Source organism: Verrucomicrobium sp. BvORR034 (genome assembly GCF_000739635.1).
Classification (GTDB): Bacteria; Verrucomicrobiota; Verrucomicrobiia; order Verrucomicrobiales; family Verrucomicrobiaceae; genus Verrucomicrobium.
On record NZ_BATQ01000085.1, the window covers coordinates 16,600 to 31,995 of the forward strand.

Below are 15,396 nucleotides of genomic sequence, written 5' to 3' on the forward strand. Positions count from 1 at the left end.
GGGGAGGTCGCGCGACAGAAGGAATTCTCAAACACCTTCTGCATTCGCACCCACCTCGATGGCTCACGCCCCAACGCTCACCCATTGGTGTTTGATCTCCAACCACCCAGCGCCCTTGTAGTTGTCGCCGTGAGGAGAGCGAACCAACCGCGTGCGTATTTTTGGGGGGGGCACCAAGGAACCACCTTGAAGCGTCTGCAAGCTTTGCCCGTGCGCTCTGCTGTCGAGTTTCGACCGACGCAGCAGGCACACCATGAGCGCGACGGGCTACCGGCAGTTCTGGCCAGCCAATCACTCCGCTCACCCTCGGCGGTTGTGCTTGAAGCACAAACCGCCGCTCCTTGGGGGGCTGCGTTGAATCGCACTGCGCCACCACTTGCCCTTTTATCACTCACCTCTTACCGATTCATCCAAGCATCCGCTTCGCGAGCGCATAACCCTCGTGGTCGGCGGGGTTGAAGAGTTCGCGGAATAGACGGCTGGTTTTGCCGCGAACCAGGCGGGTGTGGTACTTCACCAGAGAGGTCACGCGATCCACTTCTGCCGTGGGGCTGAAGGCATCCTCCACCTTGCTCTGGGCATAGGAGGCGGCGCATCCCAGCGCGAAGATCTCGGCGCCGATGTCCACCAAGCGGCCGAGGACGAGTTGCTCGCGTTCCAGCTTGGGTCCGTAGCGCAGCATGGCGTACAAGGTGTGCCGGGCCAGCTTGCGGCTGAGACGGCGGACGTCGCGCATGCTCTGCTCCAGTTCCGGGTGCAGGTTGATGTCGTCGCTGTCATCCGAGAACGGCAGGAAGCGCGAGGGGTACCAGGTGGCGTAGTGCCTGGCCGCACGCAGAAACACCAGAGCGCGGTCCTTGAACGGCAGCTTGGTGTTGAAGGCGGCAGCACCCAGTTTGAGGTGCGAGTCGAGCATCTCCCGCGCGATGAAGAGGCGCATGATCTCGCTGCTGCCTTCAAAGATGGTATTGATGCGGGCGTCGCGGAAGAAGCGCTCGACAGGTTCGGGCTTCTCACCGCGGGACTTCAGGCTGTCCGCCGTTTCATAGCCGCGGCCCCCGCGGATCTGCATGGTGTCATCCACGATCTCCCAGCCGCGCTCACTGCCCCAGAGCTTGCCCAGAGCGGCTTCGAGGCGGACATCGGCGTTCTTGTCGCGATCCACCAGGGCGCTGACATAGCGGACCACCGCCTCCAGCGCAAAGGTGTGGGCGGCCATGCGGGCCAGCTTGTCTGCGATGGCGGCGTGCCGACCGATGGGCTGGCCCCATTGCACCCGATCACGGGCCCAGCGGGTGGAGACGTCCAGGCAGTATTTGGCCAGACCGGCACAGGCAGCCGGCAGGGTGATGCGACCGGTGTTCAAGGTGGTAAGCGCGACCTTCAAGCCGCGGCCCTCGCCACCCAGCACATTCTCCGCCGGCACCCGCACGTCGTGAAAGCGCATGACGCCGTTGTAGAGGGCACGCAAACCCATGAAATGGCAACGCTGCACCACTTCCACACCAGGCATGCTCGTCTCCACAATGAAGGCGGTGGTCGCATGTGGGTGGGTTGGGCTGGGGGTTCGAGCCATCACTACCAGCATTCCTGCCTTGGTGCCGTTGGTGCACCAGAGCTTCTCACCATTGATGATGTAGTGGGTGCCGTCTGCGGACTTGACCGCCTGGGTATTCATCCTCGCCGGATCGGAGCCGACGTCCGGTTCCGTCAGGGCAAAGGCGCTGATCTCGCCCTTGGCGCAGCGAGGGAGAAAGCGTGCCTTCTGCTCCTCTGTGCCAAACATGAGCAAAGGCTGCGGCACCCCGATGGACTGGTGGGCGGAGAGCAGAGCAGCCATGTTCCCGCACACTCCGCCCAGTAGCATGGCCGTGCGGGAGTAGTTCGTCTGGCTCAGGCCCAGTCCACCATATTTGACCGGGATCTTGATGCCAAAGGCACCAAGGGACGCGAGCCCCTCCAGCACGGCATCTGGGATCTCACCCTCGCGGTCGATGGCGTCGGGGTCAGTATGCGATTCGAGGAAACTTTTCAGCTGCAGCAGGAAGGCATCCCCCTGGTCACGATCTTCCAGCGTCTGGCGCGGGAAGGGGAGCAGGGTGGAGGTGTCGGCGGCACCGTCGAAGAGCGAGGCAGCGAAGCCGGCGTTGCGGTCCCGCTCATCGCGGGCCGCCTCGGTCATCTCCAGCGCGGCCCGCTGGCCTTCAGACATCTTCGAAGTGTCGAGCACTGACTTGGGAGGTGTGGAGGAGGGATGCTTGATTTTCATGGCAGGTCGGATGGGGGTGAGGTTGCAGGAGGAAACAGGGACCGGAAGGCCGGGTAACCGGAACCGAGGATCATGGCCAGCTCGATGTCGCTGGCGGAGGCGGCCACGCCTTCCTCCAGGCAGAGCTGGCCCTCTTTCTGCATGAGGCCGTTCAGGTAGGTGGCCATCTGCTCACGCTCTGTGAACTCTGGCAGCTCCCTGGGCTTGATGTAGCGGAGGATTTCCGGATTGGGCTGTGGGCCATGCCGGTCATTGAAGCCGGTGTAGAAACCGCGGCCGTTCTTGTGCCCCATCATCCCCGCTGTGGCGAGTTGATCGAGCAGATCGCTCTGCGGGATGCGGTCGCCAAAGGCGGCTCGCAGGGTCTTCTCAACATGCAGAGCGACGTCGAAGCCAACCTCATCGAGAAGGCGGAGCGGACCCATGGGCATGCCAAAGTCCGTCATGGCGTCGTCCAGTTCCCAGGGGTCGCGCATGGTGGAGGCGATCTGCACCGCTCCCAGCAGGTATGGCATGAGGATGCGGTTCACGACAAAACCGGGACGGTCCTTCACGACGATGGGCGTCTTGCCCAGCCCCTGCACAAAGCGCAGCGCGGCGGCGATGGCCGCCGGGGAGGCCTGAGCAGGCGTGATGACTTCCACCAGAGGCATGAGGTGGGCGGGATTGAAGAAATGCAGGCCGATGACCCGCTCAGGATGCGGTGTGGCGGCGGCCAGCTCCTCCACAGAGAGCGCGGAGGTGTTGGTCGCCAGGATGGTGTCGGGACGGCACTGGGCGGCCAGTTCGGCAAAGAGATGCTTCTTCACCTCCATGTCCTCCACGACGGCTTCGATCACGAGGTCCATCTGTTTGAGCGGCACCTCCTCAGAGGTAAAGGAAATAAGATCATGCGTCTCCCGGCCCTGTTTGGTGGTGAGGGCGCGGCTTTTCACGCCGCTGTGCAGCAGTCCTCCGATGCGTCCCGCCCCTTTGGCCAGGGCGGCGTTGCTCATGTCCTTCAGCAGCACCCGGGTGCCCCGGCTGGCGAGGGTGTAGGCGATGCCAGAACCCATGACGCCTGCGCCGATGACGGCAGCGCGGGTGATCGGGGGAGCCTCGATTCCTTGAAACAACTGAGGCAGCTTCTTGGAGGCGGCCTCTTTGCGCAGGAAGACATCGATGAAGCGACGGGCCCCACCGGATTCGGTAAGGCGACGCAGCGTCTCCTGCTCCAGGGCCAGGGATTTCTCCGCCGTGCGACCGGCACCGCGGGTGATCACATCCACCGCCGCGATGGGGGCGGCGTCGTGATGGCGCATCCATGGGAACTTGCTCCAGAGCATGGTCTTCACCCGGAAGCGCAGGATCTGCGGCACCGGCCAGGCCTGGGTGAGGTGCAGATGATGGCGGCGGGGGCGATGGTTCGCGGAAAGCGCCATCTTGCGGGCCAGGTCCTCCATCCGCTCACGCGGCACCACGTGCTGCACGATGCCCAACTTCTTCGCATGGCTGGCCTTGACCAGCTTGCCCCGCACGATCAGGTCCAGGGCCTTGGGCAGGCCGATGAGCCGGGAGAGACGGGTGCAGCCGCCCCAGCCGGGAATGAGACCGAGCATCACCTCGGGCAGACCCAGGCGGGTGACATCGCTGTCGCTGGCAATGCGCCAGTCACAGGCCAGGACCGTCTCCAGGCCGCCCCCCACACAGGCCCCGTGAATGAGGGCGATCTTGGGAATGCGCAGGGCTTCTAGATGCGTGAAGACATCCTGCCCAAGCGCGAGCAGGTTGCGCCTTTCCTCATCCGGCAGGGTTTGCACCGCCTTCAAGTCAGCACCGGCGATGAAGACGCGGTCCTTGGCGCTGCGTAAGATGACGGCCTTGATGCCGGAGTCCCGGTGCAGGTCTTCGATGTGACAGTCGAACTCATCGAGTGTCTTTGGGTTCCACACATTGGCAGGGGAATCCGGGGTGTCGAATGTGAGCCAGCAGATGCCGTCGGCGTCCACCTCCTTGTGGAAGCAGGCGGGGCGGTGTTCGCTCAAGTGCTTGCGGATCGGGGTGGTCAGCATGGCATCTTCAGAGGGGTTTTCAGTGGGGTCGAGGACGATGAGATCCATGGCGGTAAAGGGGCTGAGGTTTGCGAAAAGGGTGCGAGGAAAGAAAGGGCGGTCGCTTAGAAAGCCTCGAGACAGACGGCACCACCCTGGCCACCACCGACGCAGAGGCTGACCAGCGCCCGACGTTTGCCGGTGCGGCGCAGTTGATACAGGGCGGTGAGGATGAGGCGGGCCCCGGTGGCTCCCACCGGGTGACCCAGGGCAATGGCGCCCCCCTGCGGATTGAGCTGCGTATCGTCCACCTCGCCCAAGGGGGCACTGAGGCCTGCCTTGCGAGCACTGGCGGGATCCTTCAGGCACTTGAGCACGGCCAGGATCTGGGCGGCGAAGGCTTCGTTGATCTCAATGATGTCCACATCGCTCAGCTTCCAACCCGCGTGGCCGAGCGCCGCAGCCATGGCGGTGACGGGACCCAGGCCCATGCGTTCCGGATCGCACCCGGTATAGGCATGGCTCACGATTCGTCCCAGCGGCGTCACTCCCAGCTTCTGGGCTCGCGCTTCGCTGCAGGCCAGGATGGCCACGGCACCATCGGTGACCTGGGAGGAGTTTCCCGCAGTGACCGTGCCGGTGAGGGGCTCGAAGATGGGTTGCAGCTTGGCCAGTTTGGCGGGGGAGCTGTCGGTGCGGACGCCATTGTCATCCTCCACAGCCACGACCTCCTTGCGACCGGAGAACATGGGCACGATTTCCTCACGCAGATGGTCACGATGCTGGGCGGCCAGCAATTGCGAGCGCACGGCCATGGCATCCTGGGCATCGCGTGAGATCTCGAACTCACGCGCAAGCAGCTCGGCCGTCTGCCCCATATTGATCTCGGCGACCGGGTCAGTGAGACCCATCTTGATGGCGAGCAGGGGCAGGAAGTCCTGGGGACGGAAGGCTGTGGCCGCCCGGAGCTTGCTGCCCATCCCGCGGGCGCGGGAGAGCAGGGCAAACTTGATCGCAGCCTCATGGCGGAAGAGGAGCGGCATCTGGGACATGCTCTCGGTGCCGCCCACGAGGAAGACTTCGCCCTGGCCTGCGGCGAGCTTTTCCTGGGCCGTGGTGACCGCCTCCATGCCGGAGGCGCAGTTGCGGTGCACCGTCATGGCGGGGCGTTCCTTGGGCACGCCAGCCCGCAGGGCGATGACGCGCGAGATGTTGGCAGCGTTCGCGGGCTGGGCCACGCAGCCAAAGATCGTCTCATCCACGGCCGCGGGATCAATGCCGGTTCGTGTAAACAAACCGCTGGCGGCGTGACGGCCCAGCTCCACGGCGTCGAAATCCGCCAGGGTACTGCCGGCGCGGCAGAAGGGGGTGCGGGCACCGGCCATTATGACAAGGGGGGAGGCATTCATGGATGATTGTCGGGGTGAAGGTTGTGGTGAGGTCAGAAGGCGAGGAACATTCCGACCTGGGGCTCACGAGCCCGGCGTGGCGGTCTGAGGCTGACTCTGGCCCTGGCCCTGGCCCGGTTGCCCTTGGCGGCGGTCGGCCACCTTCTCCTCCTTCAGCAGGCGTCCCACGCCCAGCAGATTGCGGAGCTCGGGCACGGTGTGGAAGAGGATCGCGTTCGGCGTCATCTCCGTGACTTCATGGAACCGGCGGATGAGCAGGTCCTTCAGCGTGTCCTCGTTGATGTTGCCGTCCGGGGCCACGTGGAGGTACACCTCATCGCACTCCAGCGGATCGTCGTGGCGCTTGCGCAGCTCGATCTGCCAGGCAGCCAGGCCGCGCTGGTCGTCCAGGAGGTGCTCCAGCACGTTGAAGTCCACCAGGGTGCCCTTGATCTTGTCCAGCCTTAGGGTCCGCACCTCACTGGCGCGGGAGATGGGCCCCAGCAGTCGCGGGCAACGGCGGCCACAGTGCGGGCAGGCGTCCCACGTGAGTCCGCCCTCCGCCATGTCACCCGTCCGGTAGCGCAGCACCACGGTGCCGCGGGCATCCAGCGGGGTGAAGACAATCTCCCCGGGGGCACCCGGAGGCACAGGAACCCCGGTCTTGGGATCCACGAGTTCGATGAAACCGAGATCGGGATAAAGGTGGAAACCGCTGGCGCCCTCATGCGGGAGGGTGGGGCACTCCGTCCAGGCCATCTTGGCCTCGGTGAAGGCATAGATGCTGATGACGTACACCCCCAGTGAGCCAAGCTGGGCACACAGATCGCGAAGCTTGGCGCGGAGGCCCTGCGGCGTCTTTTCCCCGCCGAGCACAATCCGCTTGAGCGTGGTCCAGTGGCGGTTCTCCTCCACTGCCTGGCGCAGCACGTGGTACACGAAGGTGGGCATGCCGATGAGCACGTCTGGCTGCATGCGCTCGATCAGCGCGATGTTGCCCTCGGTGCCCATGGACTTGCCACCCCCGCTGGAAATCATGAAGGTGCCGAAGCCCAGGCCGGCGTAGTGCGACTGCCAGAAGGCCAGGTGTGGCGCGTAGGGGAAGAGGTTCACATGGCGGTACTCTTTGTCAGACCGCCCGGTCTCCATGATGCGTTTGCCGGAGAGTTCGAGGAGATTGAGGTCGTGCTTCGTATAGAGGAAGGGCACCGGCTCGCTGCTGCGCCCCGTGGTACTGGTGAGTAGAAGGGGGCGGAACTCGGCCTCCAGCTTCTCCTTGGTATGGCTCATCCCATGCAGCAGGGTGTTGAAGATCACCTTGGGCTCGCGGCGGAGCGTCTGCTGATTGGGGATCATCACGAACTCCCGCAGCTTCTCTTTGGAGACGGTGAGGTCAGACTTGCTGGAGAAGGGCACCTTGGCCCAGTCATCCATGCTGCGGATGTCGCCGGGCTCCAGGCCAATGCTCTTGAACATCTCACGGTAGTGCGTGGAGAAGGGCAGGACCCGGGATTTCAGGTATTCACGCAGGCGGCGGATCTGCCAGGCCTGCCAGAATTCAGGGGCTCCGGCATCCCAGAGCGGGGAGGAGAGGAACGGTTTCATAGTGCTTGAGAGTTGGGATGATGGTTGGTTTGAGGTCGGGCATGTGAACGGATATCGAAAGAAAAGGGAGGGGGGTTAGACGTAGCCGGGGAGTCCGGTATGCCGCTTGGAGGCAGGGGTTAGGGGCGCGTCTGCGGCGTTTTTTTGCCCGTGGTTCACGTCAGAGCTGTGTTCTGGCACCGGAGTGGGCCGCTGAATGAGATCCAAAATGCGCGGCAGGGCAGCTTCGGCAGCCATCCTGCCGGCCTCGATGTAGCGGTTGAAATTCTCAAAATCGTACCAGCGGGACTCACCGAAATACGGATGCACGAGGATGTCTGCGCGTGTGCCCTCCTCGGCGATCAGTCGCAGCTGGGCGCTGGTCAGACAGCGTTTGAAGGTGTCCAGCACGTTGCCGTAGGCGAAGAGGTTCACCTTGCGGTTCGCGGAGTTGCGCAGGCGACGCCACACGCCTTCCGGAGGGGGAGGGGGAATGGGGTAGGTGGAGATGCCGGCGGCGGCGAGGTCAGCCGGAGTCGGCATGACGTTCACGGCAATGATGGCATTCATCGGGCTGGAAGTGATTTTCTGGTCGCCCGCGGCATGAGCGGACTCTCCGCGGGAAAGGATGTCTCGCAGCAGGTTCACCGGCAGCGGTTGGGACGCACCGCCATCGATGTAGCGTTTCCCGTCGAGTTCCACCGGGGCCACGATGCCCGGGATGGCGCAGCTGGCCTGCACCGCCGCCGCCGCCGGCGTGTCCATCGACATCACTTCCCACGACACGGAGTCGAGGTTGGTGGCCACCACATACATGGGGCGTTCCAACTGGGCGAGCGTGCGCTGGCCCAGGCTCTTTTCCAGATGCCGGCGCAGTTTGTTGCCCCGGAGGAAGCCGGATAGCGGCGGGCACACGGGATCGATGAGGCGCAGCAGGGTGCGGCGGTCTTTGATCTCGGCCGCGAGCTCCTCAAGCTGCTGGCCATTGAACCCGGCCGCCCAGAGGGTGCCCACATAGGAACCCATGCTGCTGCCGATGATGGCAGAGATCGGGATTTTCTCGCGCTCAAGTACCTGGATAACTCCCACATGAGCCAGACCGCGGGCACCACCACAGGAAAGGACCAGTCCCAATCGGGGTGGCGGGGGAGCCACCGGGGCGGGAGGAGCCTCCATGAAGCGGTTCAGCCAGTCTTCGGCGGAGAACCAGGGGAAGCGGCGCATGGCATCGGGCAGGCGCATGGCTTTTGGATGGGTTGTTGGAGGATTAGACTCACCACCAGTGAGTTAATTCAAAAGTTTCAATCAAATTGTGGTGCTAATGATCGACAAAACCGAAACGCGTTTAGAAACGTATCAGTCCAATGGCGCACATGTTCCGCAAGGGTGCAAAGGCGCGGTGGCTGGGCCGGACTTAAGTGATCCGGGTGACGGTTTTGTTGCTTGTTTCAAGGGTCTGGGACCGTTTGAGATGCATGATGCATTTCGCTCCCTCAACCCTGTGTTGTCCCTTCCGGCTGAGCCTGTTGGCCGCGCTTTTCATCGCGCCTGGCATTCACCTTCACGCTGCCGAGGCCTTTGAAGTCGGGGCCGGGAGGGAGGCGGAACTGCCCCAGGGCAAGGAGGCGGACGGCATTCGGGGAGATTTTGTTCTGCGCAATGACAAGATCACCGCCCTGGTCTCGCAGAATGCGCCGCTGCGTCGCGCGAACATGAGCACCTTCTATGGCGAAGATGGTGTCACTCCTGGCTGCCTCTATGACCTGGCGTTTCGTGAGAAGCAGGATGACCAGTTGATCTACTTTGGCCCGGCCGGTCAGCGTGGGCAGGTTTCCACTGTGAGCATTGTGGCGGATGGCAAGGCGGGAGAGGCGGCCATCGAGACGGTGGTGACCGCTGCCAAGAGCGGCGGGCTCTACAAGAGACACGAATACCGCGTGCGGGATGGTGAGCAGGGCCTGCGCATTCAGACGACTTTTCGCAACGAAGGGAAGGCTGCGGTGAAGGTCAGCACCAAGGACGCCTGGACGCGGTTCAATGAAACAGGGGATCGCGACGGCGTGGCCTGGGCGGACGCGGTGGATCCCGATGACCGTACCGGCTATGCCCATGGCAAGCTCACGGCACCCGGCGCGATGGTGCTCGCAGATGAGGTGGAGTTGCAACCCGGCCAGGAATTGACCTGGGTGCGCTTCCTGGCCATTGGGCGTTCCCCGGCCGAGGCGTGGTCGGTGGTTCGTGGAGCCAATGGCACCCAGACAGGCCGTCTGGAACTGGCGGTGACCGAGGCCGATGGCAAGCCGGTGACGGGTGCGGGGCTGGTGCTGGAGGAGGGGATCAATCCTGACCAGAAGTCTGACGGGAGCGTGGTCGCTTATCCAGACAGTCACGGACTCATCGCCTTGTCCCTCCCTGCCGGGACTCACCACGGGAGTGTGGAGGCAGCTGGACGGCTGCCACGGCGGGTATCCTTTACGCTAAATCAGGGTGAGGTGGTAAAACAGCACGAGAAGCTGGAGCCTGCGACTCGTTTGAAGTTCGACATCAAAGATGCGCGCGGGCAAGGCCTGCCATGCAAGGTGCAGATCCTGGCCACGGGCGAGACGAAGCCGGTGAATCTTGGTCCCGTGATGCGGGCGCATGGTTGCAAGGACCAGTATCACAGCGAGAAGGGTGAATTCTCCGTTCAAGTCCCGGCAGGCACCTACAAGGTGGTGGTGACGCGTGGGATTGAATACTCGCACCACGAACAGGAGATCACTTTGGCGCAGGGCCAGGAGTTGATCATCGGTGCCAAGCTAACACGACTGGTGGACGCCACGGGATGGATCAGCACGGACTTCCACAATCACTCCACGCCCAGCGGGGACAACATCTGCGGTACCGCAGACCGTCTCATCAACATCGCCGCGGAGCATCTGGAGTTCACACCCACAACGGAACACAACCGCATTTATGACTGGCGGCCGACCATCGAGCGCCTTGGCCTCGCCCAGGAGATTCAGACGGTGGTTGGCATGGAGCTCACCGGCAGCGGCTCGCACTTCAACTGCTTCCCCCTCAATCCGGTGCCCTTTGTGCAGGATGGCGGCGCCCCGGTGTGGAATGCGGATCCTCGCATCACAGCCTTGACTTTGCGGGGTTGGCAGGGTGAGCGGCAGGATCGCTGGGTGCAGATCAACCATCCTGACATGGCGTTCCTGTACAATGACCGCTATGCCGATGGTGTGGCTGATGGCGGCTACTTGGGCATCACCGAGATGGTGAATGGCATGGAGACGGAGAACTTTGTGGACGAAGGGGTGCTGGCGGATTCACCGTGGCGTCTGACCAAGGTCAAAAACTCGCTGGCCACCCGGGTGGAGACGGTGCGTCAGTTCATCTGGCTGCAGATGCTCAACCAGGGCCACCGCATTCATCCTGTGGCCGTGGCAGATGCCCACGCGGTTCATGGAAACGGCGTTGGCGGCTGGCGCATGTATCTGCCGAGCAAGACGGATGAGCCTGCGAAGATCGATTGGACCAATGATCTCGCCGCGCACGCTCTGGCCGGGCACTTCATCCTCACCACCGGACCGTTCCTGCAGGTTACGGCGGGCGATGGAAAACTTCCAGGAGATGACGTGCGCAGCTCCGGGGTGTTGCCTTTGAAGATCAAGGTGCAGTGCGCGGACTGGATCAACATCGATCGTGTGCAGATCCTGGTGAACGGCCGGAAAGAGCCCAGCCTTAACTTCACCCGCGCCACGCATCCCGACATGTTCAAGGACGGCGTGGTGAAGTTTGACCAGACGATTCCCGTGAAGCTCGGCAAAGACGCCCACCTTATCGTGGTGGCCCTGGCAGAAAACGGCGATCTTAAGACCGGCTACGGTACCAGCGGTCAGGCCAAGCTGCGCCCCATGGCGTATCACACACCCTTTTATGTGGATGTCGATGGCCATGGCTTCCAGGCCAACGGCGACAACCTGGGTTATGATGTGCCGGTGGCCAAGATGACGCCGGATGAGGTGCGGGCGAAGATGGGGAGGTGAGTTTTCAGTTTCAAGTTTTCAGTTTTCAGTTTTCAGATAAGGGCGGGAAAGCAGTCACAGTTTCGCATGCGCGTCGGTGAAGGCAGGCTAAAGCCTGCCACTGCTTTCCGGCTGCCCTGTGCTGAGTAGTCCGGCTGTCCCCAGCCGGTTTGGGAGCGGGGGAGTCGTTCGCCACCAGCCCCCGTCGCCCCTCAACCATCCGACCCAGTATCTCCCGCGGTTTCCACGAGATTGAAGTGCCCTTGCGCCGGAGGCAGCGGCTGGATGTCCACCTTCAAGCTGCCGGATTCCACGGCGGCGACTTGCTCGAAAATCCGTTCTGCCAGGGGCAAGGTGACACCGCCGGAGGTGCGGCTGTTCTGAACCACAAGGCTGAGCACCCAGCGGGGTTTGTCTGCTGGATAGTAACCGGCTACACAGGCGATGTTGTCTTTCACCATCTCTTTGGATTGCCGGTCATTCCTCCAGTGTTGCGCCAGACCGGAGCGGACTGCCATCCTGACTGGGGCATGGTGGTCGGGCCGCAAGCGCTCAGTGGATTTCGTGATACCAGACCTGATGAGTTCCAAACCTGTTTCGGTGAGCCCATGTTCTCGCAAGTTGGCGGCACGAACCTGTGGAGCGGGTATCGGTGATTCCGAACCGGGAGAAGCGATGCTGGCGAGAAGCCGTGGCCGCCACACGGTGCCTCCATTGGCAATGGTCGCATAGACATTGGCCAGTTGCAGGGGTGTTGTCTCCACCGCGCCCTGGCCAATGGCCATGTTGCAGGTGTTGCCTTCTGACCATTTCTCCGGAAACGAGGTCTTTCTCGCAAGCCGATCCCTTTCCAACCAGGCGGGCCCTGGCATGGTTCCTTCTGCCTCCTCCCAGAGGCCAATGCCTGATCGTCTGCCCAAGCCAAGCATTGCTCCGCTGTTTTCCAGCTTCGCTCCGCCGATGGCCATTCCCAGGGCATAGAAATAGGGGCCGCAACCGTGGCCCATGGCATGATCCATCGTTTGAAAACTGTGCCGCCCGTCCCGGCTTTTGATCCAGCAGCTGAGGCTCTTGCTTCCCACTTCCAGAGAACCCGTGCATTCGTACTGGTCGTTCTCGTGACCCGTCATCACTCCAGCCAGCGCGGTGACAGCCATGAAGGTGCTCCCGGGGACATAACCTCGGACCGCACGTGCCAGGAGCGGGACGGTGGGGTCATCACGGTAGGTTTCAAATTGCTTCTGGCTGATTGAGGGGATGAAGTGATTGGGATCGTAGCTGGGTAGAGACACCATCGCCAGGACATCGCCTGAGTGCGGATCCATCAACACGGCGGCCCCGCGACCCACCTTGGCTTCACGCAGGATGCGCTCGATGAGGAATTGATACCGGAGGTCCAACGTGAGCTGGAGATTGCTGGGCGGGATGGGCTTTTCGCTGGCATTCGCGTCGCCGTGGCCCTGGGCGGGGCTGAGCTCTTGGTTCCAACCTTTCTCGACTCCGGCGGTTCCTTCGGTGAGGCCTTCGTCCGTCGATGACTTGCGCACGTAGCCGAGCACATGCGCTGCCAGGGCCTGGTAGGGATAGTGGCGGAGGTAACGGGTGCGAACCGCAAGTCCGGGGATGGTTTCTGCCAGCTTTCCGGCCGTGACATACTCTTCCGGGGATAGGTCAGTTCTATAGATGAACGGTCGCTTCTCGCGGTAGCTGCGTTGCAGCTGGCTGGCGTTGTAGCTTCTTGTCAAGCCTGCCTGCTCCAGAGCTGGTGTGCAGATATCCGTGAAGACGGTGGAAACGTTCACGCGACGGCCCTTGGCTTTCTCTCCCTCTTTCGTGGTGAACGCGAATTCCTCCATGGGCAGAGTTTCGCCATGCTTGGCCTGCCACGCTTTGACCACCGCTTCGGTATCGAAGGTGATTTGCCGGTCAGGCCGGCTGTCTGCTGCGAGGACGATGCCGTTGCGATCACGAATCTCGCCGCGCTTGGGAGGAAGGGAAGCGGGTGTGCCTTCTGCGAGGACGGCTTGCGGAGAGCTGGGCGCAAAGATTGCGAGCAGGACCAGTGCGATGGTGCCGAGGCCCGGGAGGCTGCGGAACGCCGGCGGGGCGCAGGGTTCAGGAGTCAAGAGCCGCTCCACCCTCCTGCGCAATTCACCCCCCGTGGATCGGGTGGCCGCCATGGCAAGGGCTGGGGCAGGACTGAGCTGGCACTCGGCCAGTTCCACCAAGGCCCGTGCATAGTCATGCCGGTTCTGCGTGGCCCGGACGGCCGCATCGTCACAGGCGTGCTCTCTTTCCCGGCGGATCTGGGCGTTGATCCACCACATCGCCGGGTGATAAAAGTAAACGGTCTCAGCGGCGGCCTGCAGCAGGTTGATGAGAAAGTCATTCCGCCGCAAATGAGCCAGTTCGTGAGCCAGGACCATCTGCCATTGCTGCATGCTCAGCCGACTGGTCAGGGAGGAGGGCACGAGGATGAGTAAATGGAAACAACCCATGGCGATGGGGCCCGCCACGCGGTCCGAGAACCGGATGGTCACTCTCCTACGGATGCCCATCACCTTGCGGAGCTGTTCCAACATCGCTTCAAATTCGGGAGTCGCCGGGTGGATGCCGTGACGGCGTAGGCGAGAAAGGCCTATCCACCCCGCAGTATGACGTGCAGTCAAGCCGAGCATGCCCAGTAGCCATGTGCCGACGACGAGTTGCTGCCAGTGCATGGCCCACCGCCGGGACAGGGACGAAGACACTTTGCGCTCAGCCGGGATCACGCCGCCGGGTGCTGCCAGCGTGTCTGCTTTCCCTGTCGGCGCCTGCATCCGGGCATCTTGTGGGACTGACGGCCCTGTGGATGCAGCCCATGGCAGATCCACAATGACGGGACGCTGCGCATGCAGGTGTTGAAACGTCAGGCATGACGTCAGCATCATGGCGGCCAGGCCCAGACAAGCGAGCCCATGTCGGGACCCGGGTGAGGACCGGCGGAGGTGCCACAGCAAGGCCTTCAGCGCCACAGCAATCAGGGTGCCTTGCCAGAGGGAGTGCAAAAGGGTGAGGGCAAGGAGCTCGACCAAACCCTGTTGGGGTTGCCAGGAGAGAAGGTTCATTTGGAGGAAGGGGGAGTGTGGTCGATCTCGTTGAGCATGGCCTTGATTTCGCGCACCTCATCCGCGCTGATCTTCCTCGAACCCAAGGCATGCATGACCAGCTGGCTGACAGAACCGGAGAACACGCGCTCCAGGACATCCTTCACCAGATGGCGCTGCGTTTTTTCAGCGGCGACCGCAGCCCGGTAAACATGCGTCTTGCCCTGAGAGTCCCGCAGGACCAGGCCTTTGTCTGTCATGATTTGGAGGAACGTCAGCACCGTCGTGTACACGAGAGGAGGGGTACGGTCCTCATTGATGGCATCCAGGATCTCGCGCACGGTGGCGGCTCCCTTGGCCCAGAGCACTCGCAGGATCGCAAGTTCAGCGTCGGTCGGGCGCGGGGTGGGTGTTGGAGATGCCGCAGAGGCGGCGGGGGTAGATTTGTTGGCAGCTTTTTTGGCCATGGGCTACTTTCTACTAAAGTGTTCGTAGGTTGTAAACTAAAATGTTAGTAGATGTGTTGAGGCTCCCGCAAGCGGGATGGTTGAGGCGCTACGCTGGTTTAGGCGGGCTTCGCCCTGTCCAGATGAACACGGCGGTGGTCCTGGTAGCGCAGATTGGCAATCTGCTGTGCCGCCGATTGGCAATCGGCTTCAGTGGAGCTTGGGGATGCGACAATAGGAAACGAGATGATGGCTACATGGCAGATGTTTTTGGGAGGATGCGTTGGGCAACATCAAAGTAGTCACAGGCTTTAGCCTGTTCAGTCGTGCGTTTACGTCATGAAGGCAGGCAAAAGCCTACCACTACCTTTCGGCTGCGATGCAAGGCGTAGTCCGGCTGTCCTCAGCCGGTGCGGGAGCGGAGGATGGGCGTGGGGCGTTGATTGGTCGTCATGACCGCCTGCCGCGTCAGGGGTAAGGCGTCCTGAGCCGCGTAAACGCGGTACTCCAACCCTGACGGCGGAATGGAGTGGGTAATCCGGCTGTCCTCAGCCGGTGCGGGAGCGGAGGATGGGCGTGG

At 62.6% G+C, this 15,396-nt stretch carries 8 protein-coding genes; 1 reads left to right on the top strand and 7 read right to left on the bottom strand.

All coding sequences use genetic code 11. From position 1 onward, the window contains the following. Positions 1-406: 406 nt before the first annotated feature. From BV034_RS14610 to BV034_RS14630, 5 genes are all read right to left on the bottom strand, one after another. Positions 407-2,269 carry an acyl-CoA dehydrogenase family protein gene (locus BV034_RS14610; protein ID WP_050027743.1) on the bottom strand — a complete coding sequence of 621 codons (1,863 nt, stop codon included), beginning with the start codon at positions 2,267-2,269 and terminating at the stop codon, positions 407-409. Continuing rightward, positions 2,266-4,368: an FAD-dependent oxidoreductase gene (locus BV034_RS14615; RefSeq protein ID WP_050027744.1), complete on the bottom strand. Its 2,103-nt coding sequence runs from the start codon at positions 4,366-4,368 to the stop codon at positions 2,266-2,268. The genes BV034_RS14610 and BV034_RS14615 overlap by 4 nt, the downstream gene beginning before the upstream one ends. A gap of 56 nt (positions 4,369-4,424) precedes the next feature. Then, positions 4,425-5,708, bottom strand: coding sequence for a thiolase family protein (locus BV034_RS14620; protein WP_050027745.1), 1,284 nt, complete (start codon positions 5,706-5,708; stop codon positions 4,425-4,427). Positions 5,709-5,771: 63 nt separating this feature from the next. After that, a complete protein-coding gene (locus BV034_RS14625) occupies positions 5,772-7,292 on the bottom strand; it encodes an AMP-binding protein (RefSeq protein WP_050027746.1) in 1,521 nt (506 codons plus the stop codon). 75 nt (positions 7,293-7,367) lie between these two features. Continuing rightward, positions 7,368-8,513, bottom strand: a complete 1,146-nt coding sequence (locus BV034_RS14630; RefSeq protein WP_050027747.1) for a patatin-like phospholipase family protein — start codon at positions 8,511-8,513, stop codon at positions 7,368-7,370. 233 nt (positions 8,514-8,746) lie between these two features. On the opposite strand from BV034_RS14630, the gene BV034_RS14635 reads away from it, so the two are divergent. Next, complete coding sequence (locus BV034_RS14635) at positions 8,747-11,305, top strand: CehA/McbA family metallohydrolase (RefSeq protein ID WP_050027748.1); 2,559 nt, start codon at positions 8,747-8,749, stop codon at positions 11,303-11,305. Between the two features lie 191 nt (positions 11,306-11,496). Here BV034_RS14635 and BV034_RS14640 read toward each other — a convergent pair whose 3' ends face one another. Together BV034_RS14640 and BV034_RS14645 are read right to left on the bottom strand one after the other, a co-directional pair. After that, a complete protein-coding gene (locus tag BV034_RS14640) occupies positions 11,497-14,391 on the bottom strand; it encodes a penicillin-binding transpeptidase domain-containing protein (RefSeq protein ID WP_050027749.1) in 2,895 nt (964 codons plus the stop codon). After that, positions 14,388-14,837: a BlaI/MecI/CopY family transcriptional regulator gene (locus BV034_RS14645; RefSeq protein ID WP_081887827.1), complete on the bottom strand. Its 450-nt coding sequence runs from the start codon at positions 14,835-14,837 to the stop codon at positions 14,388-14,390. The genes BV034_RS14640 and BV034_RS14645 overlap by 4 nt, the downstream gene beginning before the upstream one ends. Positions 14,838-15,396: the final 559 nt, after the last annotated feature.

What these genes read in the sequence shown, in the direction of transcription:
- BV034_RS14615 (WP_050027744.1), bottom strand. Translation starts at nt 4,368, where the DNA reads ATGGATCTCATCGTCCTCGACCCCACTGAAAACCCCTCTGAAGATGCC.
- BV034_RS14645 (WP_081887827.1), bottom strand. Translation starts at nt 14,837, where the DNA reads ATGGCCAAAAAAGCTGCCAACAAATCTACCCCCGCCGCCTCTGCGGCA.
- BV034_RS14625 (WP_050027746.1), bottom strand. Translation starts at nt 7,292, where the DNA reads ATGAAACCGTTCCTCTCCTCCCCGCTCTGGGATGCCGGAGCCCCTGAA.
- BV034_RS14635 (WP_050027748.1), top strand. Translation starts at nt 8,747, where the DNA reads ATGATGCATTTCGCTCCCTCAACCCTGTGTTGTCCCTTCCGGCTGAGC.
- BV034_RS14610 (WP_050027743.1), bottom strand. Translation starts at nt 2,269, where the DNA reads ATGAAAATCAAGCATCCCTCCTCCACACCTCCCAAGTCAGTGCTCGAC.
- BV034_RS14620 (WP_050027745.1), bottom strand. Translation starts at nt 5,708, where the DNA reads ATGAATGCCTCCCCCCTTGTCATAATGGCCGGTGCCCGCACCCCCTTC.
- BV034_RS14630 (WP_050027747.1), bottom strand. Translation starts at nt 8,513, where the DNA reads ATGCGCCTGCCCGATGCCATGCGCCGCTTCCCCTGGTTCTCCGCCGAA.
- BV034_RS14640 (WP_050027749.1), bottom strand. Translation starts at nt 14,391, where the DNA reads ATGAACCTTCTCTCCTGGCAACCCCAACAGGGTTTGGTCGAGCTCCTT.